At 61.3% G+C, this 20,497-nt stretch carries 40 protein-coding genes; 29 read left to right on the top strand and 11 right to left on the bottom strand.

Annotated features, from left to right (window positions below; genetic code table 11):
* Window positions 1-29: 29 nt before the first annotated feature.
* Genes FJ423_RS00865 through FJ423_RS00845 form a run of 5 tightly spaced genes read left to right on the top strand, consistent with a single transcriptional unit; the run spans window position 30 to window position 2,691 of the window.
* The gene (locus tag FJ423_RS00865; protein ID WP_140838400.1) at window positions 30-548 is read left to right on the top strand and encodes a hypothetical protein; all 519 of its coding nucleotides are present in this window, start codon (window positions 30-32) and stop codon (window positions 546-548) included.
* Window positions 545-967, top strand: coding sequence for a hypothetical protein (locus tag FJ423_RS00860; protein WP_140838398.1), 423 nt, complete (start codon window positions 545-547; stop codon window positions 965-967). Before FJ423_RS00865 ends, FJ423_RS00860 begins: the two co-directional genes overlap by 4 nt.
* Window positions 960-1,235 carry a hypothetical protein gene (locus FJ423_RS00855; protein WP_140838396.1) on the top strand — a complete coding sequence of 92 codons (276 nt, stop codon included), beginning with the start codon at window positions 960-962 and terminating at the stop codon, window positions 1,233-1,235. Before FJ423_RS00860 ends, FJ423_RS00855 begins: the two co-directional genes overlap by 8 nt.
* Window positions 1,232-1,474: a hypothetical protein gene (locus tag FJ423_RS00850; protein WP_140838394.1), complete on the top strand. Its 243-nt coding sequence runs from the start codon at window positions 1,232-1,234 to the stop codon at window positions 1,472-1,474. Before FJ423_RS00855 ends, FJ423_RS00850 begins: the two co-directional genes overlap by 4 nt.
* Window positions 1,471-2,691 carry a helicase HerA-like domain-containing protein gene (locus FJ423_RS00845; protein ID WP_140838392.1) on the top strand — a complete coding sequence of 407 codons (1,221 nt, stop codon included), beginning with the start codon at window positions 1,471-1,473 and terminating at the stop codon, window positions 2,689-2,691. The genes FJ423_RS00850 and FJ423_RS00845 overlap by 4 nt, the downstream gene beginning before the upstream one ends.
* Window positions 2,692-2,754: 63 nt before the next feature.
* Here the strand turns inward: FJ423_RS00845 and FJ423_RS00840 are convergent, their stop codons facing one another.
* Window positions 2,755-3,057, bottom strand: a complete 303-nt coding sequence (locus FJ423_RS00840) for a hypothetical protein (protein ID WP_140838390.1) — start codon at window positions 3,055-3,057, stop codon at window positions 2,755-2,757.
* Window positions 3,058-3,382: 325 nt separating this feature from the next.
* On the opposite strand from FJ423_RS00840, the gene FJ423_RS00835 reads away from it, so the two are divergent.
* The 12 genes from FJ423_RS00835 (at window position 3,383) to FJ423_RS34555 (ending at window position 8,750) form a co-directional block, all read left to right on the top strand.
* Window positions 3,383-3,712 carry a hypothetical protein gene (locus FJ423_RS00835; RefSeq protein WP_140838388.1) on the top strand — a complete coding sequence of 110 codons (330 nt, stop codon included), beginning with the start codon at window positions 3,383-3,385 and terminating at the stop codon, window positions 3,710-3,712.
* 2 nt (window positions 3,713-3,714) lie between these two features.
* On the top strand, window positions 3,715-3,969 hold the full coding sequence (locus FJ423_RS00830; protein ID WP_140838386.1) for a hypothetical protein: 255 nt from the start codon (window positions 3,715-3,717) through the stop codon (window positions 3,967-3,969).
* Window positions 3,970-4,036: 67 nt separating this feature from the next.
* On the top strand, window positions 4,037-4,681 hold the full coding sequence (locus tag FJ423_RS00825; RefSeq protein ID WP_140838384.1) for a hypothetical protein: 645 nt from the start codon (window positions 4,037-4,039) through the stop codon (window positions 4,679-4,681).
* A complete protein-coding gene (locus tag FJ423_RS00820) occupies window positions 4,678-4,926 on the top strand; it encodes a hypothetical protein (protein ID WP_140838382.1) in 249 nt (82 codons plus the stop codon). Before FJ423_RS00825 ends, FJ423_RS00820 begins: the two co-directional genes overlap by 4 nt.
* The gene (locus tag FJ423_RS00815) at window positions 4,926-5,630 is read left to right on the top strand and encodes a deaminase (protein ID WP_140838380.1); all 705 of its coding nucleotides are present in this window, start codon (window positions 4,926-4,928) and stop codon (window positions 5,628-5,630) included. The genes FJ423_RS00820 and FJ423_RS00815 overlap by 1 nt, the downstream gene beginning before the upstream one ends.
* Before the next feature lie 60 nt (window positions 5,631-5,690).
* The gene (locus FJ423_RS00810) at window positions 5,691-6,275 is read left to right on the top strand and encodes a hypothetical protein (protein WP_246680053.1); all 585 of its coding nucleotides are present in this window, start codon (window positions 5,691-5,693) and stop codon (window positions 6,273-6,275) included.
* Window positions 6,275-6,709, top strand: coding sequence for a hypothetical protein (locus FJ423_RS00805; RefSeq protein WP_140838378.1), 435 nt, complete (start codon window positions 6,275-6,277; stop codon window positions 6,707-6,709). Before FJ423_RS00810 ends, FJ423_RS00805 begins: the two co-directional genes overlap by 1 nt.
* Window positions 6,706-6,897 (top strand): hypothetical protein, encoded by a 192-nt coding sequence (locus tag FJ423_RS00800; RefSeq protein ID WP_140838376.1) that lies wholly within the window; start codon window positions 6,706-6,708, stop codon window positions 6,895-6,897. The genes FJ423_RS00805 and FJ423_RS00800 overlap by 4 nt, the downstream gene beginning before the upstream one ends.
* 130 nt (window positions 6,898-7,027) lie before the next feature.
* On the top strand, window positions 7,028-7,843 hold the full coding sequence (locus FJ423_RS00795; RefSeq protein ID WP_140838374.1) for a hypothetical protein: 816 nt from the start codon (window positions 7,028-7,030) through the stop codon (window positions 7,841-7,843).
* Window positions 7,844-7,846: 3 nt separating this feature from the next.
* Window positions 7,847-8,266: a hypothetical protein gene (locus tag FJ423_RS00790; RefSeq protein ID WP_140838372.1), complete on the top strand. Its 420-nt coding sequence runs from the start codon at window positions 7,847-7,849 to the stop codon at window positions 8,264-8,266.
* Window positions 8,263-8,631: a hypothetical protein gene (locus tag FJ423_RS00785; RefSeq protein ID WP_140838370.1), complete on the top strand. Its 369-nt coding sequence runs from the start codon at window positions 8,263-8,265 to the stop codon at window positions 8,629-8,631. The genes FJ423_RS00790 and FJ423_RS00785 overlap by 4 nt, the downstream gene beginning before the upstream one ends.
* Window positions 8,628-8,750: a hypothetical protein gene (locus FJ423_RS34555; RefSeq protein WP_281408939.1), complete on the top strand. Its 123-nt coding sequence runs from the start codon at window positions 8,628-8,630 to the stop codon at window positions 8,748-8,750. Before FJ423_RS00785 ends, FJ423_RS34555 begins: the two co-directional genes overlap by 4 nt.
* 114 nt (window positions 8,751-8,864) lie before the next feature.
* Here FJ423_RS34555 and FJ423_RS33425 read toward each other — a convergent pair whose 3' ends face one another.
* Window positions 8,865-9,104, bottom strand: coding sequence for a DUF982 domain-containing protein (locus FJ423_RS33425; RefSeq protein ID WP_281408938.1), 240 nt, complete (start codon window positions 9,102-9,104; stop codon window positions 8,865-8,867).
* A gap of 70 nt (window positions 9,105-9,174) precedes the next feature.
* Between FJ423_RS33425 and FJ423_RS00775 the strand changes: the two genes are divergently transcribed.
* From FJ423_RS00775 to FJ423_RS00730, 11 genes are all read left to right on the top strand, one after another.
* A complete protein-coding gene (locus FJ423_RS00775; RefSeq protein ID WP_348642869.1) occupies window positions 9,175-10,056 on the top strand; it encodes a prohibitin family protein in 882 nt (293 codons plus the stop codon).
* Window positions 10,057-10,100: 44 nt separating this feature from the next.
* Window positions 10,101-10,265: a hypothetical protein gene (locus tag FJ423_RS33420; RefSeq protein ID WP_181174683.1), complete on the top strand. Its 165-nt coding sequence runs from the start codon at window positions 10,101-10,103 to the stop codon at window positions 10,263-10,265.
* 10 nt (window positions 10,266-10,275) lie between these two features.
* Entirely contained in the window at window positions 10,276-10,563 is a 288-nt protein-coding gene (locus FJ423_RS00770) for a DUF2312 domain-containing protein (protein ID WP_140838830.1), read from the top strand.
* Between the two features lie 106 nt (window positions 10,564-10,669).
* Complete coding sequence (locus tag FJ423_RS00765) at window positions 10,670-10,897, top strand: hypothetical protein (RefSeq protein WP_140838364.1); 228 nt, start codon at window positions 10,670-10,672, stop codon at window positions 10,895-10,897.
* 10 nt (window positions 10,898-10,907) lie between these two features.
* A complete protein-coding gene (locus FJ423_RS00760; protein ID WP_140838362.1) occupies window positions 10,908-11,225 on the top strand; it encodes a hypothetical protein in 318 nt (105 codons plus the stop codon).
* The gene (locus tag FJ423_RS00755) at window positions 11,225-11,428 is read left to right on the top strand and encodes a hypothetical protein (protein WP_140838360.1); all 204 of its coding nucleotides are present in this window, start codon (window positions 11,225-11,227) and stop codon (window positions 11,426-11,428) included. The genes FJ423_RS00760 and FJ423_RS00755 overlap by 1 nt, the downstream gene beginning before the upstream one ends.
* The gene (locus FJ423_RS00750) at window positions 11,425-12,903 is read left to right on the top strand and encodes a site-specific DNA-methyltransferase (RefSeq protein ID WP_140838358.1); all 1,479 of its coding nucleotides are present in this window, start codon (window positions 11,425-11,427) and stop codon (window positions 12,901-12,903) included. Before FJ423_RS00755 ends, FJ423_RS00750 begins: the two co-directional genes overlap by 4 nt.
* On the top strand, window positions 12,900-13,226 hold the full coding sequence (locus tag FJ423_RS00745) for a hypothetical protein (RefSeq protein ID WP_140838356.1): 327 nt from the start codon (window positions 12,900-12,902) through the stop codon (window positions 13,224-13,226). Before FJ423_RS00750 ends, FJ423_RS00745 begins: the two co-directional genes overlap by 4 nt.
* The gene (locus tag FJ423_RS00740; RefSeq protein ID WP_140838354.1) at window positions 13,223-13,474 is read left to right on the top strand and encodes a hypothetical protein; all 252 of its coding nucleotides are present in this window, start codon (window positions 13,223-13,225) and stop codon (window positions 13,472-13,474) included. Before FJ423_RS00745 ends, FJ423_RS00740 begins: the two co-directional genes overlap by 4 nt.
* On the top strand, window positions 13,474-13,731 hold the full coding sequence (locus FJ423_RS00735) for a hypothetical protein (protein WP_140838352.1): 258 nt from the start codon (window positions 13,474-13,476) through the stop codon (window positions 13,729-13,731). Before FJ423_RS00740 ends, FJ423_RS00735 begins: the two co-directional genes overlap by 1 nt.
* Window positions 13,732-14,080: 349 nt before the next feature.
* Complete coding sequence (locus tag FJ423_RS00730) at window positions 14,081-14,341, top strand: hypothetical protein (RefSeq protein ID WP_140838350.1); 261 nt, start codon at window positions 14,081-14,083, stop codon at window positions 14,339-14,341.
* 29 nt (window positions 14,342-14,370) lie between these two features.
* Here FJ423_RS00730 and FJ423_RS00725 read toward each other — a convergent pair whose 3' ends face one another.
* The 9 genes from FJ423_RS00725 to FJ423_RS00685 all read right to left on the bottom strand — a co-directional run bounded on the left by FJ423_RS00725 (window position 14,371) and on the right by FJ423_RS00685 (window position 19,027).
* Window positions 14,371-14,745: a hypothetical protein gene (locus FJ423_RS00725; RefSeq protein ID WP_140838348.1), complete on the bottom strand. Its 375-nt coding sequence runs from the start codon at window positions 14,743-14,745 to the stop codon at window positions 14,371-14,373.
* On the bottom strand, window positions 14,742-15,221 hold the full coding sequence (locus FJ423_RS00720) for a dATP/dGTP diphosphohydrolase domain-containing protein (RefSeq protein ID WP_140838346.1): 480 nt from the start codon (window positions 15,219-15,221) through the stop codon (window positions 14,742-14,744). The genes FJ423_RS00725 and FJ423_RS00720 overlap by 4 nt, the downstream gene beginning before the upstream one ends.
* On the bottom strand, window positions 15,221-15,544 hold the full coding sequence (locus FJ423_RS00715) for a hypothetical protein (protein ID WP_140838344.1): 324 nt from the start codon (window positions 15,542-15,544) through the stop codon (window positions 15,221-15,223). Before FJ423_RS00715 ends, FJ423_RS00720 begins: the two co-directional genes overlap by 1 nt.
* Window positions 15,545-15,549: 5 nt before the next feature.
* Window positions 15,550-15,762: a hypothetical protein gene (locus tag FJ423_RS00710; RefSeq protein WP_140838342.1), complete on the bottom strand. Its 213-nt coding sequence runs from the start codon at window positions 15,760-15,762 to the stop codon at window positions 15,550-15,552.
* Entirely contained in the window at window positions 15,762-17,063 is a 1,302-nt protein-coding gene (locus FJ423_RS00705; protein ID WP_140838340.1) for a hypothetical protein, read from the bottom strand. The genes FJ423_RS00710 and FJ423_RS00705 overlap by 1 nt, the downstream gene beginning before the upstream one ends.
* On the bottom strand, window positions 17,060-17,380 hold the full coding sequence (locus tag FJ423_RS00700; RefSeq protein WP_140838338.1) for a hypothetical protein: 321 nt from the start codon (window positions 17,378-17,380) through the stop codon (window positions 17,060-17,062). The genes FJ423_RS00705 and FJ423_RS00700 overlap by 4 nt, the downstream gene beginning before the upstream one ends.
* Window positions 17,343-17,864: a hypothetical protein gene (locus tag FJ423_RS00695; protein ID WP_140838336.1), complete on the bottom strand. Its 522-nt coding sequence runs from the start codon at window positions 17,862-17,864 to the stop codon at window positions 17,343-17,345. The genes FJ423_RS00700 and FJ423_RS00695 overlap by 38 nt, the downstream gene beginning before the upstream one ends.
* A 97-nt stretch (window positions 17,865-17,961) precedes the next feature.
* Entirely contained in the window at window positions 17,962-18,582 is a 621-nt protein-coding gene (locus FJ423_RS00690; protein ID WP_140838334.1) for a lysozyme, read from the bottom strand.
* Window positions 18,569-19,027 carry a hypothetical protein gene (locus tag FJ423_RS00685; RefSeq protein ID WP_140838332.1) on the bottom strand — a complete coding sequence of 153 codons (459 nt, stop codon included), beginning with the start codon at window positions 19,025-19,027 and terminating at the stop codon, window positions 18,569-18,571. The genes FJ423_RS00690 and FJ423_RS00685 overlap by 14 nt, the downstream gene beginning before the upstream one ends.
* A 320-nt stretch (window positions 19,028-19,347) precedes the next feature.
* On the opposite strand from FJ423_RS00685, the gene FJ423_RS00680 reads away from it, so the two are divergent.
* The gene (locus FJ423_RS00680; protein ID WP_181174682.1) at window positions 19,348-20,391 is read left to right on the top strand and encodes a phosphatase PAP2 family protein; all 1,044 of its coding nucleotides are present in this window, start codon (window positions 19,348-19,350) and stop codon (window positions 20,389-20,391) included.
* Window positions 20,392-20,497 lie beyond the last annotated feature (106 nt).

Here is a 20,497-nt window from a genome sequence, read left to right as displayed (position 1 = left end):
TTCAACCAACACGACAAGGAGTCAACCAAATGCTGACCGAAAAACGCAAGGCCGATCGTCTCCAGATGGCTGCCGAAATGGAAAAGCTCATCGTTGCCAACGGCGCGACATTCGAGCGTGTCGAAGGCGGCACGCTGTTTCCTGGTCCGCGTGCCATCCATCTGAACATCAAGGCGGCACGCGGCCTGCAGCTACTGATCGATTTGGACGGCGATTCCGTTCAGCCAGACATCCATGTTCTTTCCTGGCATTTCTCGGGCGACACGGACGCGTGTTTCGCTGATGCATTTAGCGGCCGATTCGGCACGCTGAACAACTATCATTGGCGCAAGGCAACCTATATCGCCGAAGGCTTTCAGGCGCTTTGCCTTGCCGTCGAATACGGCTTGACGCTGGCACGCGACGGTCGCGCCTTCGACGCTGCCCGAGAGGCAGTGCACATTGCCGAAAACGGCACGGCAGCCGAGCGGAAAAAGCGCTGGGATATCTGGCGCGAAGAATTCCGCGCGGAGTGTGAAGCCCGCAAGCAGGTGGAGTCGGCAGCATGAGCGCGCCTTTGCAGATTCTCGACATCGCCGGCAAAGCGGTTCGGACGTCCAAGAACCTGGCTTGCATCTCGCGTCATTGCAACGCGGTTCCGACGATCAACGGCCGGCGCTGGTGGCGCAAGCGCGGCGCGCCGTCGCTCATCCTCATTGATCCTGTGCCAGTCAGCGGCGCCGAATTCCAGATGACATGGGGTAATGGCGACACGCTCAAATCGATATTTGCCAGCGCCGCGGTTTGCGTCGAATGGATGACGTCGCGCCGCTTTCTGGCAGGCGCCGAATTGTCGATTTCCGCCGATCTCTGGCAGCGCTGGATTGGCCAGGCCGAACGCGACGCCATAGCGAAGCGGTTCAAGGTCGTGACCGTCGCGGCCGGCAAGCGAATCTTTCTGACTGTGAAGGAGTCCGACAATGGTTGATCGCTACACAAACGGCAACGCGCAACGGCTCATTTCCGAACTGAGAGTCGGCGATAGGTGCGACTTGGAAGGCGATATTTTCGCCGATCCGATCTTTGATGCAAGCACCATTTCCGAGCATCCGGAATTCCAGTTCGAATTTGAAACCGTCCTGGCAATCGAGCGCGAAACGTCCGATTGTATCCGCGTCGACTTCGAAAGCGGCTTTTCTTGCGGCTTTCCGCCCGATCATTGGCTTGATGTTGATGGTGAACAGGTGCGCTCATGAACGACGTGTTTCTAGTGACGATGCTTTGCAAGCCAAAGGACGGCACCGCATATCCGATTTTCCGCTTTGTCGGCGGGACTGATTTCGATCGTGCAAGCTACCTGGCCGGATGCTGCATTGACGCTCTGGCCGACTATCACGGACTCGAATTCGACTACAGCGTTGAACCGCTGCCCTACGTCGGCAGCATGACGGCAGAAATCGAGATCGTGCGGCGCTGTTTGGAGTCTGCCGTATGACGGCAATCACGTTAGGCCGCGGCGCCTCAATCCCTCTCAGATACGCCAATCGACACGGGCTGATTACCGGCGCCACAGGCACGGGCAAAACGGTTTCACTGATGCGCCTTGCCGAGCAGTTCAGCCGGCAAGGCGTTCCCGTTTTCCTGGCTGATGTCAAAGGCGACATTGCCGCGCTTTCCCGCTCATGTCCTGTCGAGATCCTCGATTTGTTCGGGCAGGCCGGCCGGCCGCTGAACGCCAGCGTCAGGGGATTCGGCGCCGACCTGTTGGCGCGCGCGCTTGAATTGACGGACGCGCAAGCCGGCACGCTGGAGATCGCTTTCGCCTTTGTCCGAGATCGTGGCTTGCCACTCAGCACGCTTGCGGATTTGCGCGCTGCACTGGTGCGCACGCTTGCCGAGCGCGAGTCCGTCTCGATCGCCTACGGCCAGGTGTCGGCCGCGTCCGTTGGCGTGATACAGCGCGCGCTGATGCGGCTGGAAAGCCAGGACGGCGCGCGATTCTTCGGCAGCCCGGCCTTTGACGTGGCGCAACTGCTAGAGCCTGAACGGGTTTCCATCTTGGCAGCCGACAAGCTCATGACGGCGCCGCGTGTCTATTCGGCTTTCCTGCTTTGGCTTCTCTCAGAGCTCTATGAACGCCTGCCCGAGGTCGGCGATTTGGACAAGCCGCGCCTGGTGTTCTTTTTCGACGAGTCGCATTTGCTTTTTCAAGATTGCCCGTTGCCGCTCTTGCGGCGCATAGAGCAAACCGTGCGCCTCATCCGCTCCAAAGGCGTTGGCGTCTGGTTCGTCTCGCAATCGGCCAACGATGTGCCGCCATTGGTGCGGGAACAACTGGCAACGCGCGTTGAACATGATCGATCCTTGCCCGTTGGCGTGGCGCGCTTCCAGTCGATTGACGCCAACGGCAGGCCGACTCGCGTGCTGACAGTCAAAGCAGACTTGCCGGCTTGCGCGCTCGGCGCCTTGTCCGAAACTGAACGGCGCCAGTTCATGCCGCCACAGGCCGCACAGACGCCTAGCCGGCCGATCGGCGCCGACCTGCCGCCATGGTTCGAAATCGCGTTATACGCCATTTGCGCGGCGCTTATAGTCGCTTTCCTGGCCTTCCTGGTCTGGGCAATCGAGACCGGCCGGCTAGGCGTCTGTGCGGCCTTCTGTGTCGGCGCCTGGTTTGCCTTGCGTGGTCGCATAAGAGCGGCCTTGCGCTAGTTTCCTGCAATCCTGAAAACTGAGATCAGCCCGGCCGATGCGCCGGGCTTTTCGTTTGTGCGCCTAGCGTCTGGCCAGCAATAGCAGGATGGTCAGCACAATGCCGCCTAGCAGGCCTGGCAGGCCCAACACGAAGGCAGCCAGCGCCGTCAGCAAAAGGCCTATGCCGAGCGCGCCAACGCGTATTGAGGCAAGGCCGGCCGCGACCAGAACAGCGACGACATAGCCTAGCCAATGGGCAGGCATGCCACCAGCGAACAGCCAGACCAGACCAGCGACGATTGCCAGCGCCGCGGCAATGCCGACTGCCATTAACAGACGCTCGGCAGCCTGCCGGCTTGCGGTTGATTCCTGGTTCGCGCTCATGATCGCTTGCCCTCCTGCCGGCGCCATCAAAGCACAAGCAGCGCTAACCCTCAATCGGGTGCCGCGGCAGCTGACCGAAAGGGTTAAGCCGGCGAGGGGGTCGCCCGACCTCGACGGACTACTTCAGTGATCGAGAATCAAGTTTGCCAGAACTTCGGAAACGGAAAATCGAATCGGGCCGTGGGCTCGAGCCGGAACTTAAAAATCGAGGAGTCAAGGTTTCGCAACTTCGGCCGCAGCAAATCAACTTTCCTCCAAAATCGATACTTGACAATTCAACTGACCGTTGATTAATTCAACCTAACGAGCAAGGAGACTCTCGGACATGGCAAGCGCCTTCGTTGAGAATTCGCGAGTGCGTATCACGGCTGGCAGGTACGCCGGCAAGGAAGGTCTCGTCCGTCAGTCGAACGGCCACAAGACCTATGTCGGGTTCATGATGATCGGCCGCTTGGGTCACGACTGGTTCGACAACAGCAATCTCGAACTGGTCGAGGGCGCCAAGGTGCCGGAAAGCCGTGCCGAGCGCCTGGCCGAGACCATCATCAGCGGCATCCTCGTCCAAGGCTTCGAGAACGATCCGGACGCCGCGAAGGTCCTGCGCTCGCAACAGGTGCTGATCGCGTCGGCGATCCGCGCCGAGATCGGAGGATAGGCGTGGAGCACGCAGTTGAAGTGGTCTGCCTAAGCCGGTCGACGACCTACAATGTGAAAATCGTCGATCCGCTGATGCACCTGCGCGAGCCGTTCACAGGTGACCAGGAACAGATGCTCGCCGATATGCGTCGCGTCGAGCCACTGCGCAAGGACGTGTTCGAGGGCCTGACAGAACGTCTGAGCGCCTATTGGGCACGCAAGGTTCAGGCTCAGTACGAGAGCGCCCTTACGCGTGCTCTGCGGGGCTACGCATGAACTGGACCTCGGCAGTCCGTTTTCGTTTTTCGAAAACCTTTTCGCGAATCCGTTTTTGGGTGAATTCATGATCATCGTTCCCGAAATCCAGACCGTCGTCATCCTCGTCCCGCGCACCGGCTCGGGTTCGCTGCGGCGCGCCATTGCCGCCAAGTATCCGGGCTCGGTGCTGCTCTATCGCCACATGGAAGCGGAGGGCGTGCCGGCTGGCTATGACCGCTGGCAGAAGGTCGGCGTACTGCGCGATCCGGTTCAGCGGCTTTGGAGCCTCTACAAGTTCTGCCAGCGCTTCAGGGAGAAGTTCGGCGAGCATTCCGACCAGGAACAGGCCCATGTCGATGCAATCGTGCAGAGCGTCGACATGCCGTTCTCCGAGTGGATCGTGAACAACCAGTTGCCCTTCACCAATCCCTACGACTCGTCGGGAAGGGGGCGTTTCTGGCCGCAATACACGGTGCGCCATTCGCTGCCGGAAAACCGCAAGAGCCAGTTCGTCTATCTCAGGCCCGATCTCGGCACCAAGGTCTATCCCTACAGCGGGCTCGGCACGCTCTATCAGGAGCTCGGCATTGCCGATCTGTTCCGCACCAACTCAACGCCGCCGTCACCGGCACCGCAACTAAGCGACGAGGCCAAGGACCACGTCAGGCGCTTCTTTGCGTGGGACTTCGCCGCGCTGCGCAACAACCGCATTTTGGGGCGCGTTGCATGATCTGCGAAAGCCTCGTCCAGGAGCGCGCAACGTCGATCTGGCTGGCCGCCCGCGAGGGCCGGCGCTGCGCCCGCAACGGCGTGCCGATAGCCGCTACGGCATGGATGGACGAGCTTCTGGACATCCGCGGCAAGGGGATCGCTAGGCGGTTGCCGTCGCTGCATCGCCTGCTCGAGGACGCGATCCGCGACATTTCCGAGATCCTCGGCATTCCGGTCGATGCGCATGCAACGGAGGTCAGGTGATGGGACTCAGTGACGGACAGGCGTGGGATGCGGAGTTCGGTTGGACGAACGATCGCCAGGAAGCCCGCAAAGAGCAACAGGAAGGTCGCAAACAGAGAGGCGCCCCGAAATCAGGCTGGACTCGCTATCTGCTCGATTTCGCCTGCCATGCCGCGACCAAGTCGAAGGACACGACCAAGGTCGGCGCAGTGCTCGTCGGTCCGGAAGGCGAGGTCAGGCTGACCAGTTATAACGGCCCGCCGCGTGGCGTGCAGGACCGTCCTGAGCGCTTCGAGCGCCCGGCGAAGTACCTTTATGCCTCGCATGCCGAAGCCAACCTCGTGGCCTTTGCCGCTCGCGAGGGCATCCGCACCAAGGGCTGTGCGGTCTACCAGACGCATCACCCATGCGCCGCCTGTTGTCGCACGCTGATCCAGGCAGGGATTTCGGCCGTCTACTATGACGCAAGCAGCGCGCTTGATCCGGCCAAATGGGGTGATGAGATGGAGGCCGCCGCGACGATGTTCCGTGAAGCCGGAATCGTCTGCGAAGGTATCGCCGAACCGCAGGCACCGCGTGAAAGGCAGAGCATCACGGAACAGGTACAGCGCGTCGCGCTCGACGGACTCTGGGAGATGCTTGGAGCCAAGAACCAGACGGAAGCAGTGATTGCCCTGCGATCGCTGCTCAATCGTGACCAGAGATTCAACCGTGAGGAAAGGTGATCAACCACAATGGGATATCGAGACAGGGACGATTTTATTGATGACGTGCGCGAGGACATCATGCGTGCCGAGTCAGCCGACCGCATCAGCATGGCCGATCTTGGCCTCGGCGAGCGGCCGACCAATCTCAACCAGTGGATCGACGACGAAGCCGCCGAGCTCGCCACGCGGCTCGCTTACCTCGAAAAGCCGATCCACGTCGGCACCGTCCAGAACATGATTGCCGAGCTTGCCCGCGGTGCCGTGCTCTACGTCATCAGCGACAAGGCATCGCTTATTACCAATCTCGCCAATGCGGTCCACAAGGGCAACGTTGAGCGTGGCTGGTGGAACGATCCTAAGACCGGCGAGGATCTGCACGGCAAGCGCAATTTCGGCGAACTCATGGCCCTCTGCCACAGCGAGTTGACGGAAGCGCTCGAGGCGCGCCGCAAGGGCGACAAACCCGACGACAAGCTGCCGCATCGACCTGGCTGGCGCGTCGAGTTGATCGACGAGATTATTCGCTGTCTCGACATCCTCGGCAGCGAGGGCAATGACGAACACCCTGCCGGCGTCATCTTCGTCGAGAAGGACGCCTACAACGCCACCAGGGCCGATCACAAACCAGAGAACCGGCTCAAGGAAGGCGGGAAGGCATTTTGATGCGCGGGTCAAGGGGACTTCATCTCGCCGCTCTTGGTGCCATGGCAGGCCTGCTTATTTCGGAACCACCGAGAAGGCCTGTCGCCACGTCGAACATCGATCCGGATGCGCCGCCGCGCCGGCTGCGGCTCAGCGATTCAACGCGCGACATCTGCAAGCGGGTCGGCGTTCGCTTCAACGGCATCGGCATGCCGGGCAACGTCTATGCCTATGACGTCGATGAGGATTGGATCGAACTTAAGGACGGTCGGCGTCTGCGCGGCTTGGTCGAGCCGTATTGGAAGCAGTCTACGCGTGTCGATCCGGCTCCCTCGATCATCGATCCACATCCCTCTTTCGTCGACCCGCCTGTGGCGGCGAACGTTGACCGACTTTCTGCAGCCGAAGAGAAGCGCGCCCGCAAGGCCGCAAAGCGGGCTGCATCGCTCCGATGAACTACGCAGTGCCTCTACTCACCTGGCTCGGCTTTCGAAGCTGGCAGGACGTCGATCACGACGGCGGCTGGACGCTGCAATGCTGTTCCTGGACGGGCAAATTTCGCACCGTCGTCTATGGCAGGAGCATTCGCCAACTCAAGCCCGGCCACGTGCCCTGGTGGGAATTGCCGGAACGGCAATCCTGAAATTCGGTCCTCCCAAGACCGCATCTTGCCCGGCCACCGTGCCGGGCTTCTTTTTTGTTGGAATCGCTGTTGACAAAATCAACCGACTGTTGATTATGAGAATAGATCGGTTGAATCGGAGGGAGCGGATATGTCGAAGAATATGGAAGGCATAAAGGGCGTCGCGGTCGGCCGTTCCGACACCTACCGCCTTGCGCCGGCAGACATCCACGTCAAGGACGGCTGGAACTGCCGCACCGAGAACTTCAATCCCGACGACCCTGACGACCTGGCGCTGGCGCAGTCGATCGCCGAGGTCGGCGTCAAGGCGAATCTCACCGTCTATTGGCTCGACGGCAAGGCCTTCGTCTCGGATGGTCATAGGCGCCTTTTCGCGACGCAGTACGCGATCGAGCATCTCGGCGCCGAGATCAAGTCGCTGCCGGTGCAGACCGAGGACCGTTACGCCAGCGAGGCCGACCGCGTCTTCTCGCAGATCGTGCGGAACTCCGGCAAACCGCTGCGGCCGATCGAGCAGGCGAAAGTGTTCAAGCGCCTCGTCGATCTCGGCTGGACGGAGTCCGACATCGCGCAGAAATCCGGCCTGACGCGCCAGTGGGTGGTCGACCTTCTCAATCTGCAGGCGGCACCCGAGACGATGACCCGAATGGTCAGGGACGGCTCTGTCTCGGCAACGCTCGCCGTCAACGCGCTCAAGCAGAGCGCTGGCGATGCAGCGGAGGCCACGAGCAAGCTCACCCAGGCCGTCGAGACGGCGCGGGCCGAGGGAAAGACACGCGCCACGGCCAAGCACATGGGCGGCGAGAAGAAATCCAGCCTGAAGCAGCAGTTGCAGGCGCTGTTCGGTGCCGCCGAGATCCGCGAGGCGAAGGACAACAGCGGACGCTACGTCGTCGTGCTGGTGCCCGACGCCTATGCCGAACTTCGTACGCTGGTTGGATTCTGAGCCATGAAGCCGCTCAGGAAGTCCCTTTCCGTGCTGCTCGAGGAAGCCAAGGCGCGCGTCGCCGCGATGTCGCCAGAGGAACGCGAAGCGATGTGGCAGGCCCAACGCGAAAGTTGGGTGCGCGGCGAGATGGCGATGGGTGAGAGCAGCGTCGTGATGAAGCCAACGCAGCCGGCCGCGCACCCGCTGACGGACGAACAGATCGCCGAATTCTGGCCCGACGCCGATCCGGTCGATATCCGGCGCCAGTTCGACAATCTCATCGCGCATCATCTCGCGACCCCAACCATCGATCTTCATGCCGCATTCTGGCACCAGATCATGGAAGCGGCTAAGCAATCGAACTGGATGCCGGCCGAATACACCATGAACGATTGGGTCAGCGACGTTTGCGCCTTCCTGCGCGAAGGGGGTGCTGCATGAGCGGTTTCAAGACCTGCCGGGAATGGCCAGCGTGCGCGTGCGGCCGAGGCGGTCCCGACTTTTGCAAGACCCCTGCGAAATCGGAAGGGTTGGAATTAACCGAGGCACAGGTGCTGTTGGCGGTCAAGCAGGCCTGCGCACCAAGGAGCGCCTATATTGGCGACGTCCTCTATCGTCGCTACGCCGACGCCGTGCGTAACGGTGCAGCGGGCTACCTGCCGACCCGAGCGCGCATCTTGCGGCGTCTTCGCTCGCTAGAAAAGAGCGGCTTGATCGCATGCGTCGGCGGGCCTGATGGTTTCTATGGGTACGAATGGCGCATCACCAAAGCAGGGCATCTCGCACTTGCCGAGATCGCGCCATGAACCGCCTGACGCTCCTCATCCTGTTGCTCCTGGCAGGCTGTGTCAGCACACCGGACATGCCGCGCGATACCGCCATCGGCATTACCGACACCCTACGGCGCGCCGTAGGTGGCGAATGAGCCTTCTGTTTTCCCAGGTGCCGGATAGTCCGTACTGGAAGCGGACGACAAGGGCGGGAGGGTGTTTCCAGGCCCTCTTAAACCGTTTTTCCGGCATCGCGGAAAGCAGAAGCCTCATTCGCCGCTCCGCACCACCTTGGCCTCTTTCGCGGCTGCCTCGAAGGCGGCGCGGCACTGGTCGACCGTGTGCGAGCCGTCCATCACGCCGTAGCAGATCGGGTAGGCCTCTTTCATCTTCTTGCCGACCTTCGGCCATGTCCGCATCTGCTCGATCGCCGCTTCGACCGACTTCACGCCGAGCGTTTGACCGGTCGACAATTCTCTCACGTAAACGGGCGGCCAAAACCACAGCATGCCTGAATATGTGTGCCCGCTAATGCATTTGGCAAGATCAGTTTTCAACCAGCAGAAGGAGACAAATTCCATGAACATGGGCAGGGTCATCACCATCGGAATCGCGGCTTTCGTCGGGCTCATCGGCACGCTTACGCTGTTCGGCAGCTTCTACACCGTCGACCAGGGACAGCGCGGCGTGCTGCTCACCAACGGCGCGTTCACGTCGATCGCCGAGCCCGGCCTGCATTTCAAGGCGCCGTTCTTCCAGTCGGTCGTGAAGCTCAGCACGCAGCAGCAGACGACCTATTGGGGCTTCAAGGACACCCGCGACGTCATGCAGGCCTATTCGAAGGATCAGCAGGCCGCCGACATGCGCGTCAGCGTCACCTACCACGTGTCGCCGGACCAGGTCGAAGACGTCTATGCGCAATACGGCTCGCTCGAAGTGCTCGAGGAGCGCACGGTTGCCCGCACCGCGCCGCAGACCATCAAGACCGTGTTCGGCCAATACGATGCCGTGTCAGTCATCCAGAGCCGCAACAAGTTCAACTCCGAGGTCTCCAGGGCGGTAATCGAAGCGGTGCGCGGGCCGATCGTCGTCGACTCCGTGCAGATCGAGAATATCGACTTCTCCGACGCCTACGAACAGGCCGTGGAGGCGCGCATGACGGCACAGGTCGAGGTCCAGAAGCAGGAACAGACCCTGCAGCAGGAGAAGATCAAGGCCGACATTGCCGTCACTCAGGCCAAGGGCCGCGCCGACAGCGTGAAGGCGGAAGCCGACGCCGAGGCCTATAAGGTCAAGGCCGAAGGCGAGGCACAGGCGGAAGCCATCCAGGCGCGTGCCGCGGCTCTCGGTTCCAACCCCACCCTGGTCGAACTGACCAAGGCCGAGCGGTGGGACGGCAAGCTTCCGACGTCGATGCTGCCGAGCGGCACGGTGCCGTTCCTCGAGGTCGGCCGACCCTGATTCCGCTTGACTTGAAATTCAACTTACTGTTGAACAGATCAACCATGGACGAGAGATCCTACACATTCAGCGACGCGGTTACTGGCCTGGACCTGAAGGCCATGCTTGGCGTCGAGCGTACCGGACACGCCGTCGCGTTCAGGCGCGACACGTCCGCGCTGCGCAGCCCCGCAACGAGAAAGGACAAGGACGATGGGCAAGAGCGTTGATGACGACCTGATGGGCGGCGACGGTCGCGGCGTGTCCAAGGAGGACAACATTACCGAGACCAGCCAAACCGTCGCGGCCGGCCAGTTGCGCGCTTTCATCGAAAGGGTGGAACGGCTCGAGGAGGAGAAAAAGACGATCTCCGACGACATCCGCGAGGTCTTCCAGGAGGCACGCGGGACCGGTTTCGACGTCAAGGCGATGCGCGCCATCATCCGCCTGCGCAAGAAGGACCAGGCCGAGCGGCAGGAAGAGGAGTCGATCCTCGATTTATACAAAGCCGCGCTCGGGATGGTGTGACGATGAGCATCATCGGCACGCTCGTTCTCGGGTCCTTTGTCGGCTGGATGATCAGCGACATGATTTCCGCTGCCCTGGAATTCGTCGTCAGCAGGATCGACCTCTGATGAGCACCGGTTCGCTGCTCGCGGAGATCAAGCGCCGCAAGCTGCTGGTGTCCAATTTATACGAAGGCGTGGACGGCCTTTGGCGCTGCTTTCTGCGCGACAAGCGCAACGAGATGCCATCGCCCTACCGCGGCGAAGGACCTACCGCCGAAGCGGCTTTGCGTGCCGCCATGCCGGTGGCTCATGCTCAGATACCGAAAACCGAATTTGCCGATCTCCTAGGATAGGACGACTGACATGAAACTAGGCGAACTGCGCGGCGCGATCCGCAAGACCAAGGGCAACCCCTGGTTCGACTGTTACCCCTTTCCGGGCACCGACAAGACCTTCCGCTTCTACTTGCAGAAGACGCCGCTGCTCGAGGAACTGGACAAGGCCTATCCGGGCGGCAAGGCGAGTGAGACCGGCCTGAGCTTCGACGTCGAGACTGGCCAGTTGAAGCCCGACAAGCACGATTTCCAGGGCATCGGCAAGGACAATCCGGCGATCAAGACGCCGGCACCGCCGCACGATGATACGCCAGCGCCGAAGGACGACTTCTCGGACCTGCTCTGATGACACCGTTCGAACGTTTCTTCGAGCAAGACTTCCAAGCGATGCTCGACAGCGTCAAGCACGAGCCCGGCCTGTTCACCAGTCCGACATTGCGTATCGAGGACGCCAGTTGGGACCGCAAGGCGGCGCTGCTCATCTGGCGGGCCGGCGAGCGTGAGGCGAAGAAACAGCGCGCCACGGTTTTCGAGGATCTGTTGGGATGAAGGCGATCACGCTTCATGAGGGCGACGCCCGCGCCGTGCTCAACGGTATGATCGAACGCGGGGAGCAGGTCGACTCGGTCTGCTCTGACCCGCCATACGGCCTCAAGAGCGTTGTCAAGCGGTTCGGCAAGGAGAATGCCAAGCCGGCCAAGCCCGGCCGCGACGGCGCCTTCCAGCGCCAGTCCAAGGGATTTATGGGCCGGACGTGGGACGGCACCGATATCGAGAACGATCCCGAGTTCTGGCATCTCGTTTTCCAGGTGCTCAAGCCTGGCGGCTACATCGTCGCCTTCTCCTCGAGCCGCACCTATCACCGCATGGCGACGGCGATCGAGGACGCCGGCTTCATCACCCATCCGATGATCGGCTGGTGCTTCGCCAGCGGATTTCCGAAAGCCCACAACGCCGCTGTTGCCGTCGACAAGGCGCTTGGCGTCAAGGGTAAGACAGTGCCGACCGGCGATCCTGTCCGTCGCATTCGGCCCGGCGCCGACCAGCACAAGGACGGCACGTGGGAGAAACTCGACAACCGCGAATACCAGCCGGGGCTCTACGAGCCGGGGACCGATGATGCCGCCGCGTGGCAAGGCTGGCATTATGGCGGCCAGGTGCGCAAACCAGCGCTGGAACCGATCTATGTCGGCCAGAAGCCATTCTCCGAGAAGAACGGTGCCCTGAACATCCTCAAGCATGGCGTCGGAGCCGTGAACATTGATGGTTGCCGCGTGCCCTTCCACGACGACGACGACGAGGCCGAGTCCAAGGGCAAAAACCGTCATGCGGATTTCGGCAGCGGGCCGATGCAGAACCAGATTTACGGCAAGTTCAGCAAAGACCGTGACAACTACGATCCGCCCGGCCGCTGGCCGGCGAACATCGCCCACGACGCGTCAGCGGAAGTTGCCGCGCTTTTTCCGTCGAATGCCGCCCGCTTCTTCGAAAGTTACCCGTTCGACGGCCAGCCGATCCTCTATCACGCCAAGGCATCGTCGAAGGACCGCATCAACAAATGCACCAGCTGCGGAACGCGTTTCATCGGCCGGCCAACCTGCGGCTGCGTCGGTGCGGACGGCAAGCGGGCGCCGATCGATGCTCATCCAACAGTGAAGCCGCCAGGCCTGATCAGGTCGCTGGTGCGCCACATCACGCCGAAGGGCGGCACGGTGCTCGACCCCTTCGCCGGCACCGGCACCACCGGCAAGGCCGCGCTCGATGAAGGCTGCAAAGCCGTGTTGATCGAAATGGAGGCCGAATATGCCGCCGACATCCGTTGCCGCCTCGGCCTGATCGCGCCGGCAGACAATTTCGATGACCTCCTCGGCGAGCCGGAATGCGATTACTGCGGCAACAGCGGCTGGTTCTACGGCGATGCCGACCTCGGCATGCCCTGCGGCTGCCCGCACGGCGACAGGCATGCCGTACCCGTGCACATCAATTCAACTGACAGTGGATTATTTGAGGAGTTGCTTGGATGAGCATGGTCGAAGAGTCGACGCCCCGTGAGCGTTCCATGGCGGTCCAACTGGCCAGGGCGTTGGAGCCGATCGTCAAAAGGCAGATCGCGGCGGCGACGCTGCCGCCGATCGTGCGCGTCAAGATACCGCTCGCCGCCGACGCCAGGCTGGTGCGCGACGCACGCGCCGTTGCCGAAGCTCTGACACGGCTCGACGGCGCCAAGTACACGAGCGACGAGCGTCCGGCGCGTCTGGCCCTGGAACGGGCTTGCAGGTCGCTGCGCGAGACCACCAGGAAGCACGGATACGTCGAGGCCCCAACTTCGATCGGGAAGAGCCAATGAGCATCACCAGGATCGGCTCAGAGCGCTGGCTGTGCTGCGACGAATGCGGCGACGACCAGGATGGGCAATACGAGAATGGCGATTTCACGGAGATGGTCGGCGACGCCAAGAACGCCGGCTGGCTGATCCGCAAGAACGGTCGCGATTACGAACACTTCTGCCCGACCTGCCGTGACAGTGCTCGACCTGTGGAACAAAAGAAGAGCTCCGGCTGGTCTCATGGCCTGAAGAAGAGACAGTTCGGCTGATGGGCCTATATAAGCAAACCGAAATAGAATCGGGTGCGGTGTTCGCCGCCGCAGCTTGGCTTGCGGGGATGCCGATCCCGGAGCTACTTCAGCATTTGCGGCGCGACTTCCAGCTAGCCATCCCCGTTATTTGGTTGCAGCAGTTCTATGACGGTATGGATAAGAAACTGCTAAAGATCGCCAGTGAAGGCGTTGCGAATCAAGGACTTCGCTTGTGGATAACCATGTCGAAGCAGCAAGGTCCGCGTGGCATTTGAGCACCGCGCTCAAGCATTCCTCACGATTATTTTACACCGCGATATATTCGCGCTTGATAACGACCGCACTTTGGTTATAGTCAACTAACCGTTGAATTTCTCCAGTGGAAGCACATAAGGAGGTCGGCGGGGTGGGGTTGGCGATCGGGGGTTTGTTTTCCAGTAGAACTGCGTTTGGACCTGCTAGGCGGTGTTTGATGTGGGTGGCAACCCCGCCGCGCCGACAGGATTCTTGCAGCGTAAAAAGGATTCCGATCCAAGCATTTGACCTACGAACGGCTGAACGCCGCATCGCGGGCTGAAGAATTCGCATGTCAGGCAACAACTTGAATCGGGATCTCAGACAGCAATGACAAAGTTAGGCGCACTACCCTTCATTGTCGTGGAAGGCAATGACAAGAAACTGTGGAATGTTCAGGCATCCGGCGACTGGTCGGCCGATACAGCCACGGGCCGAAAATACGCAGCCGAACTGCTCAATCACATGGCGGAAACAGACAATCCGGGTTTGCTCTATCACGTCGCCAAGGCGATGGGCGAGGGCGAAAAATTCACCGGAATCGAATGCGGGTTCTTCACCCATCTCGCCGCAGCGGCCCTCGCCGGTTGAATTCCGGTTCAGAACCGGCGCCGCAGCTTTCAACTGCCGGCGCCGGCCCGCTCCTTGTAAAGGGAGAGGATGTCAGAGCGCAGACCACGCACTTCATCAGCGACCACCTTCATTGAGGCGGTCATGCGCTCTTCGACAGCCTCGAGATGCGTCACCGAGACATAGTTCCTGGCCATTTCCAGCCTGAGACCTTCGAGCTCGCGTTGCTCGGCCTTGCGGGCAATCTCGACTTTGGCGTCGTCGAGCTCGCGTTGCGACGCTTTCAGCACCGCAGCGGTCTCGATTGCGTTGACGCGCTTGTCGAGCGCGGCGCGCAGTCGCCAGGCGCCGACCAGCAGCCCGCCGCCCATGCCGAGGATGGTCAGTATGTTGCCGACCGTGATGGTGTAGTCGATGGCGATCATTGTGTCCCCTTCAGGCGCTCGGCCTGCTTTTCCTTGAGGCGAGCGACCCATGCTTCGGCTTCATGCAGCAGATCCGCCTCGACCTGGCTGTGACGGCGGTTGTCGATCAGCATGCTGTGGGCTTCCGCGTCGATCAGGATGGCGGCGCAGGCGATGACGCCGCCGAGATTACTGACCTTGGTGTCGCGGGCCAGCGCCTCGCCGACCTTGTAGAGTTGCAGGTGGCGTTCGGCCGCGTTGACATAGGTCATGGCCTCGACCGGATTGTCGCGCCAGTTGTGCGGATCGTATTTCAGGGCACCGTCATAGAGCGCCTCGAGCCCGGCGAGCATTGCAGAGAGCGGGAAGTAGGACAGCGGCGGTTTCCGGTCACCATAGAGTTGCTTGGGATTAGCAGGCTTGACGGCCGGCGCGTCGGGCACGTTCTGGAACTGCTGTTCCTGGCGGAACTCCTCGATCAGGCGGGCGTCGTCCATCAGAACTTCTCCAGGCTGCGGTATTCGACCGGAATGCCGGCTGCCTTGGCCGCGGCAATGCCGTAGTCCATGCCCTTGGAAATGCCGTGGTCGACATAGACGACGCTCGCATCAGCCACCTTGCGCCAGGCAAGGCCAGCGTCGATGCCGTGCTGCCGTTCGGCTGGCACGGTGTCGTCCAGAATGCCCGGTTGCGTGTACAATAAGTGACTTGCGACGGGTGCCTCATTCCTGAGCAGCGAATCGCGGACACAGCGGCGGGCATAGGCGACATTCCGCTCGACCTCGCCCGCATACGGCGACTCCAAAATCACAAGACGCATGAGGGTCAGCCTTCCGTCTCGGCAAGAACGTCCTTGAAGACCTCGGCTTTCAGGGCCGCATAGAGCGCTCTGACCTGTTCAGGCTCCAACTGAACGGACACTGTCGTCGACAAGCCTCGGCTGCGTGCCATGACTTGCACCTGTCCGTTGTGCTCGTTGATCGAAAGGAATTCCGGCATGTCGCAGCCAGGCGCGGTGTAGGCGAAGATGTTACGCATCAGTGGGTTTCCTTTGCACTTGGCACTGCCACCCATCCATGGTTCTCGCGCGCCTTCAATTCATCAACGCGAACCGACCAGCGGGAGGTGATCATGCCTTTCTGGTGGACGAAGAAGAGCGATTGCGAGGGCTCGGACGGCACCGCGCGCAGGCTGTCCTTGGCGTATTCGTCGAAGCCCTTGAGCGCGTTGTTGACGATCGCCCGCGGCAGCCAGAGTTCCTGGTGCCAATGACCCATGATCAGGATGTCGAAAGGTCGGCCGAGAGACGACGCCTGACCGCGCGTCTTGATCTCGCCGCGCATGATCGGGCCGATCGAGCCAATGATACCGTCGCCGCCCTTGACGCCGAGCATGTCGCCGTGAACGAGCAGCGTGCGGAGCCCGAACACCGAGTAATAGGCCTCGTTCGACGGCTCGATCAGGAAGGTCAGGCGCTTATCGTTTTCGAAGTGCCGCCTGAGCAACTGATAGATCAGCCAATCGAAATTGTGATGCAGGTAGCCCTTGTACTCCGGTTTGGGCGTGTCGCGCCCATGGTTGCCGGATACACAAGGCACGAAGACCGATCCGAACTCGTCGGCAATCTGCTCGAGCGCCCACACCAGCACGTCGCGCACTTCCAGTGCTGCCGGAATGCGCGCCAGTTCGTCGCTCTTGGCGAGCTCCGGATGCAGGCCACCCGAGATGAAGTCGCCGATCAGATTGACGACGATGCCGGGATAATTGCCAGGCCCATGGTTGCGGCAGAGATCGATCGTGTTGGCGACGAGACGTCGCACGCGCTCCCTTGCGATCTCACGATTGAACTCGTTGAAGCCATTGACGGCACCAGGCCGGATGACCTCTCCCCAATGCCAGTCGCCCCAATTGGCAATCGGCACCTCGGGGTGCGATTTGCCGTTCTTGGCGCGGATCTCGTTGAGCCAGGTCGGCGGCGAGACCGCTGCCTTGCTGATGATGCCGATGAGGTTCAGGATGGCATCTTCTTCCGCGCCGGCACGATAGGCGGCCCTCAACTCGCTCTTGAGCCTGGCGATCTCGTCGCGAAGACCCTGAATGGTGGAGCGTTCCTGCGGCGTCGGCTCCGGTTGCGGATTCGGCTTCGCGCCGTCGAACTTGAATTCGTACTGCTGGCTCTTGAGGCGGCGGATCAAGCCCTGAACGGAGGCGCGCTTGATGCCTAGCCGGCGCGCCGTGGCGCTGATGTTGCCACTCGTCTCTTCGTAGATCGCGATGCGACGCTGGATTTCCTCCTCCGTCAGGCGCTCCGGAACCTCACCATTGTCAGCACGCTTCATTTGCCGGCCTTCTTCGGCTCGCGCGCCTCGCGCCATTTGTCGTACAGCGCTGCACAGGCGTCGGTCTGGTCGTTGGCGTCGCTAAGCGCTGAGTCCGCCTTGACGTTGGACACGTAGATCCCGTCGTCGAGCAGGATGCCGCTGTAATGGTGAAGCCGGCACTCGGGCGGCCAGACGGGTATCCTGCGGGCCTCCTGGACGCGTTTCTCGGCCTCAGTCAGTGCGATCTTCACCGCATCGGCCTTGGCCTTCTGCACGTAGGCTTGGTCGAAGAGTTGCTTATTTGTTGCGCAACCGCCCAAAAAGGAAATCATCAACAGCGCACTCAGGAGCGATGGCGCCCTTGCTGTCCTGTTGGCGCTTCGCTTCGCGCGCCTTGAGTTCGGCCAGTTCATCGGCAAGGCCCTTTCGCCTGCTGTCGGTGAGGGTGAGTTTGGTTTGCAGGTCGACGCGGGCTGACTGCTCCGCGTCGGCAATGCGAGCCTTTTCCTCGGCTTGGCTGTCGCTCCACTGACGGATGCGGCGTTCCTCGATCAGTTGCGCCTGCAGCGCTTCCAACTGCGCCCCGGCCACCATCTGCGTGACCGCCTTGTTGACCGCAGTGCGGACGGCCGAGTCCCTGTCGAACCACAGCCAGCCGCCAGCGGCGAGGAAGGCCCAGACGGGCAGGGGAATGGTGAAGGTGAGGACCGGCAGGAGCCAGGTGCGCAGGAAGCCGATGATGACCGCGCCGCCAAGCTGTGAGGCGACCAGTGCCAGAACACCGCCACCGCCGAGAACGAGAAGCAGCCACCAGGTCATCGCAGCACCAGATATGCGAGGAGCACGATCGCCGCGACGGCGCCGATCTTCAGGGCACTGGCGATGATCGGCGTGAAGACTGCCTGCAAGTTTTCCATCAGAGGCCGCTCACGCAAAGCTCGGCCTCGCCGAGGCGCTGCGCATCGCCCATCTCGCGCCGCTTCACTAGGCCGGGCACGATTTGGTGCTTGGCCTTGTTCCAGGCTGTCTGCGCCTCGCAGGCCTGGCGGTATTGACGCCTTGTGACGAACTTCGCGGCGCGGGAGCCCAACTGGCCGGCCGTGCCGAAATTGTAGGCGCCAGACAGCATCGAGGCCTGCACGGAGTCCGGCGCGTCGCCATAACCCTTCACGCCGTCGACCAGCGGCAGGTAATAGTCGTGGATGACGCGCCTGGTCAGCATAGCCTCGCATTCGGCGAGGGTCTTTTGCATGCCCTTATGCACGCCGAGCGTCTCGCCGTAGCAGATCGTCCAGACGCCGACCTGGTCCTGATAGGCGTAGAGCTTCAGCCCTTCCCAGGGCTTGATCAGCTTGTCGACGGCAAGCTCGACGGCGGGCGGGGTCAGCCCTTTGTCGATCGCCTGGTGAATGGCGACGACGGTCTGGTCCGGCCCGGAGGCCATGTAGGCGGTCCAGCCGCTGGTGACGGCGAAGGCGGCAGCCGCGAGAACGGCCTTCCTGCCGCGCAGGCTGGCCATGATCCTACCGATTGGCATTGGGGGCTCCGGAAATCGGGGGTTGAAGGACGAAGCGCGCATAGATCGCCGCGATGGCGAGCGCGCCGCCGAGCAGGCCGAAAACGATCGGCTGGAACGGCAGGTAATCGGCCGTGAACGGCCAGACGTAATCCAGCATGATCGCCAGCCAGCAGACGACCGAGCCGGCATTCAGGTGCAGGCTATAGGAGTGCCGCAGCACCGTGCGCCAGTTGGGCACGAAACGCGTGATCGCCAGCGGCGCGGAAGGGTCCGCCCAGCCGTTCCTGATCGCATGCCACTTGTCGAGTTGCAGCGCGCAGTGGTCTGGCTCGATCAGCCGCGACATCAGCCGGCAGAACAGGCATTGACTGCCGTAGCGCTCGGCCACGCGGGCGCAGAACGTCTGGTCCCCGCGTCCACCGCAGAGCCGGTTCAGGCAACCCGAAAGGCGATAGAAGTTCATAGCCGATCCACCCGCAGATAAGCTATTCATCTGATAGTTGAATCATGTAGCACGGCACCCGGATCGGGTAAAGGAAAATTCCACCGGTCGGACGCTAGGTAAGATTGACGAAAGATTTTGGCGGTAGGCTTAACCATCGTCGAATTGGAGGCTATAGAGATGACCGGGTTCTATTGGGGGAAGCCAGTCATATGGACAATAGCAGCACTGTGCCTGACGCTAGGCATTTGGGACGCGAGGTTGCGCCAAGCACCGAGGGAAGTGCAGATAGAAGGTCCGCTCGTCCCGATCTACGAGCAGAGACGCTTGAAACTTCAGGAGTGGCGCAAGCATCATCCCTGGCACCGCGCGATCAGCTAGGTCGCAGCATATTAGCAGTTGCTTTAATATATACGATCTGTATCGCAACCGTTTTTCCGGGTAGTTATTGGACATCGCTCTCGGCCTACACCGTCAGGCGCTTCCTGATTGCGATCCCACTGCTGCTCCTTGTCGGCTTGATTTCTGCCGCGATCGTCCGCAGCCCGAGGGCTCCGATGATGTTCCTCAGACGCAAGCTGCGCACTCGTCTGCCAGGTGCCGCCATCATTGTGATCGCTTTTGTTTTTACCGCGGCAGCCTTCACGGCGCTCAAGCATGAAATATCACTGGCCGTGCCGTTCTTCGCCGATGAGATCCTTGCCGATCTTGACCAGGGGCTCCATGGGGGCGACCCGTGGCAATTGCTTCGGGCGTTCGATAGTCCCACGTTCGACCGGATTTACTACTCCCTCTATTCTCAACTCTGGTTCGTCTGGACGATCGGGCTTTTCCTGGTTGTCGCATTCCTGGACCAGGCAAAGCTACGCAACAGGTATCTCGCAAGCTTTCTCGGGATCGCCGTCCTGCTTGGAGGCGTCGTCAGAACGATCGGGAACTCGGCCGGCCCGATCTTTTATGATCGCATTTTCGACAGTGATCGATTCGCCGGTCTTGATGCCGCTCTGGCGAGTAACTCTGGTGGTCGACTTACTTTGCAGATCACCGACTATCTCTGGCAGGCCTACGCCACCGACACGACACTTCTCGGAAGCGGCATTTCGGCAATGCCTAGCCTCCATGTCGCGTTCACCTGCCTGAACGCACTGTTCCTTGCGTCATGCCGCTGGTGGCTTGGCGTGATCGGCTGGACCTATCTCGCCATCATCGGATTCGGCTCGGTCTACTTCGGCTGGCACTATGCTGCTGACGCCTATGTCGCGATTGCGGGCACGCTGATCATCTGGTCGGTTGCTGGACGGCTTGCAAGGGTTCAGATGATGCCGCCGAAGCTTGGCGAAACGCTGGTGCTGGCGACCGACCGCAAAACCTCGATCACCACCTGACTGACGAGCGCATTTGTCGGACTGGAATAGGACAGCAGCGTCTCCTGGACGACCTGAGTGGCGCGTAACGTCGTAAGACTCGAATACGACAGCAAGGTCTCCTGGA

The organism is Mesorhizobium sp. B2-8-9, assembly GCF_006439475.1.
Lineage (GTDB): Bacteria > Pseudomonadota > Alphaproteobacteria > Rhizobiales > Rhizobiaceae > Mesorhizobium.
The sequence above is the reverse complement of the archived record's forward strand: the minus strand, read 5'-3'. Positions and strand labels throughout refer to the sequence as shown.

What these genes read in the sequence shown, in the direction of transcription:
- FJ423_RS00840 (WP_140838390.1), bottom strand. Translation starts at nt 3,057, where the DNA reads ATGAGCGCGAACCAGGAATCAACCGCAAGCCGGCAGGCTGCCGAGCGT.
- FJ423_RS00865 (WP_140838400.1), top strand. Translation starts at nt 30, where the DNA reads ATGCTGACCGAAAAACGCAAGGCCGATCGTCTCCAGATGGCTGCCGAA.
- FJ423_RS00790 (WP_140838372.1), top strand. Translation starts at nt 7,847, where the DNA reads ATGAAGCCGCTCAGGAAGTCCCTTTCCGTGCTGCTCGAGGAAGCCAAG.
- FJ423_RS33425 (WP_281408938.1), bottom strand. Translation starts at nt 9,104, where the DNA reads ATGCTGTGGTTTTGGCCGCCCGTTTACGTGAGAGAATTGTCGACCGGT.
- FJ423_RS00855 (WP_140838396.1), top strand. Translation starts at nt 960, where the DNA reads ATGGTTGATCGCTACACAAACGGCAACGCGCAACGGCTCATTTCCGAA.
- FJ423_RS00775 (WP_348642869.1), top strand. Translation starts at nt 9,175, where the DNA reads ATGAACATGGGCAGGGTCATCACCATCGGAATCGCGGCTTTCGTCGGG.
- FJ423_RS00825 (WP_140838384.1), top strand. Translation starts at nt 4,037, where the DNA reads ATGATCATCGTTCCCGAAATCCAGACCGTCGTCATCCTCGTCCCGCGC.
- FJ423_RS33420 (WP_181174683.1), top strand. Translation starts at nt 10,101, where the DNA reads ATGGACGAGAGATCCTACACATTCAGCGACGCGGTTACTGGCCTGGAC.
- FJ423_RS00760 (WP_140838362.1), top strand. Translation starts at nt 10,908, where the DNA reads ATGAAACTAGGCGAACTGCGCGGCGCGATCCGCAAGACCAAGGGCAAC.
- FJ423_RS00765 (WP_140838364.1), top strand. Translation starts at nt 10,670, where the DNA reads ATGAGCACCGGTTCGCTGCTCGCGGAGATCAAGCGCCGCAAGCTGCTG.
- FJ423_RS00785 (WP_140838370.1), top strand. Translation starts at nt 8,263, where the DNA reads ATGAGCGGTTTCAAGACCTGCCGGGAATGGCCAGCGTGCGCGTGCGGC.
- FJ423_RS00720 (WP_140838346.1), bottom strand. Translation starts at nt 15,221, where the DNA reads ATGGACGACGCCCGCCTGATCGAGGAGTTCCGCCAGGAACAGCAGTTC.
- FJ423_RS00695 (WP_140838336.1), bottom strand. Translation starts at nt 17,864, where the DNA reads ATGACCTGGTGGCTGCTTCTCGTTCTCGGCGGTGGCGGTGTTCTGGCA.
- FJ423_RS00730 (WP_140838350.1), top strand. Translation starts at nt 14,081, where the DNA reads ATGACAAAGTTAGGCGCACTACCCTTCATTGTCGTGGAAGGCAATGAC.
- FJ423_RS00690 (WP_140838334.1), bottom strand. Translation starts at nt 18,582, where the DNA reads ATGCCAATCGGTAGGATCATGGCCAGCCTGCGCGGCAGGAAGGCCGTT.
- FJ423_RS00795 (WP_140838374.1), top strand. Translation starts at nt 7,028, where the DNA reads ATGTCGAAGAATATGGAAGGCATAAAGGGCGTCGCGGTCGGCCGTTCC.
- FJ423_RS00815 (WP_140838380.1), top strand. Translation starts at nt 4,926, where the DNA reads ATGGGACTCAGTGACGGACAGGCGTGGGATGCGGAGTTCGGTTGGACG.
- FJ423_RS00705 (WP_140838340.1), bottom strand. Translation starts at nt 17,063, where the DNA reads ATGAAGCGTGCTGACAATGGTGAGGTTCCGGAGCGCCTGACGGAGGAG.
- FJ423_RS00810 (WP_246680053.1), top strand. Translation starts at nt 5,691, where the DNA reads ATGCGTGCCGAGTCAGCCGACCGCATCAGCATGGCCGATCTTGGCCTC.
- FJ423_RS00755 (WP_140838360.1), top strand. Translation starts at nt 11,225, where the DNA reads ATGACACCGTTCGAACGTTTCTTCGAGCAAGACTTCCAAGCGATGCTC.
- FJ423_RS00715 (WP_140838344.1), bottom strand. Translation starts at nt 15,544, where the DNA reads ATGCGTCTTGTGATTTTGGAGTCGCCGTATGCGGGCGAGGTCGAGCGG.
- FJ423_RS00820 (WP_140838382.1), top strand. Translation starts at nt 4,678, where the DNA reads ATGATCTGCGAAAGCCTCGTCCAGGAGCGCGCAACGTCGATCTGGCTG.
- FJ423_RS34555 (WP_281408939.1), top strand. Translation starts at nt 8,628, where the DNA reads ATGAACCGCCTGACGCTCCTCATCCTGTTGCTCCTGGCAGGCTGTGTC.
- FJ423_RS00710 (WP_140838342.1), bottom strand. Translation starts at nt 15,762, where the DNA reads ATGCGTAACATCTTCGCCTACACCGCGCCTGGCTGCGACATGCCGGAA.
- FJ423_RS00745 (WP_140838356.1), top strand. Translation starts at nt 12,900, where the DNA reads ATGAGCATGGTCGAAGAGTCGACGCCCCGTGAGCGTTCCATGGCGGTC.
- FJ423_RS00835 (WP_140838388.1), top strand. Translation starts at nt 3,383, where the DNA reads ATGGCAAGCGCCTTCGTTGAGAATTCGCGAGTGCGTATCACGGCTGGC.
- FJ423_RS00845 (WP_140838392.1), top strand. Translation starts at nt 1,471, where the DNA reads ATGACGGCAATCACGTTAGGCCGCGGCGCCTCAATCCCTCTCAGATAC.
- FJ423_RS00725 (WP_140838348.1), bottom strand. Translation starts at nt 14,745, where the DNA reads ATGATCGCCATCGACTACACCATCACGGTCGGCAACATACTGACCATC.
- FJ423_RS00740 (WP_140838354.1), top strand. Translation starts at nt 13,223, where the DNA reads ATGAGCATCACCAGGATCGGCTCAGAGCGCTGGCTGTGCTGCGACGAA.
- FJ423_RS00805 (WP_140838378.1), top strand. Translation starts at nt 6,275, where the DNA reads ATGCGCGGGTCAAGGGGACTTCATCTCGCCGCTCTTGGTGCCATGGCA.
- FJ423_RS00685 (WP_140838332.1), bottom strand. Translation starts at nt 19,027, where the DNA reads ATGAACTTCTATCGCCTTTCGGGTTGCCTGAACCGGCTCTGCGGTGGA.
- FJ423_RS00800 (WP_140838376.1), top strand. Translation starts at nt 6,706, where the DNA reads ATGAACTACGCAGTGCCTCTACTCACCTGGCTCGGCTTTCGAAGCTGG.
- FJ423_RS00850 (WP_140838394.1), top strand. Translation starts at nt 1,232, where the DNA reads ATGAACGACGTGTTTCTAGTGACGATGCTTTGCAAGCCAAAGGACGGC.
- FJ423_RS00860 (WP_140838398.1), top strand. Translation starts at nt 545, where the DNA reads ATGAGCGCGCCTTTGCAGATTCTCGACATCGCCGGCAAAGCGGTTCGG.
- FJ423_RS00770 (WP_140838830.1), top strand. Translation starts at nt 10,276, where the DNA reads ATGGGCGGCGACGGTCGCGGCGTGTCCAAGGAGGACAACATTACCGAG.
- FJ423_RS00750 (WP_140838358.1), top strand. Translation starts at nt 11,425, where the DNA reads ATGAAGGCGATCACGCTTCATGAGGGCGACGCCCGCGCCGTGCTCAAC.
- FJ423_RS00735 (WP_140838352.1), top strand. Translation starts at nt 13,474, where the DNA reads ATGGGCCTATATAAGCAAACCGAAATAGAATCGGGTGCGGTGTTCGCC.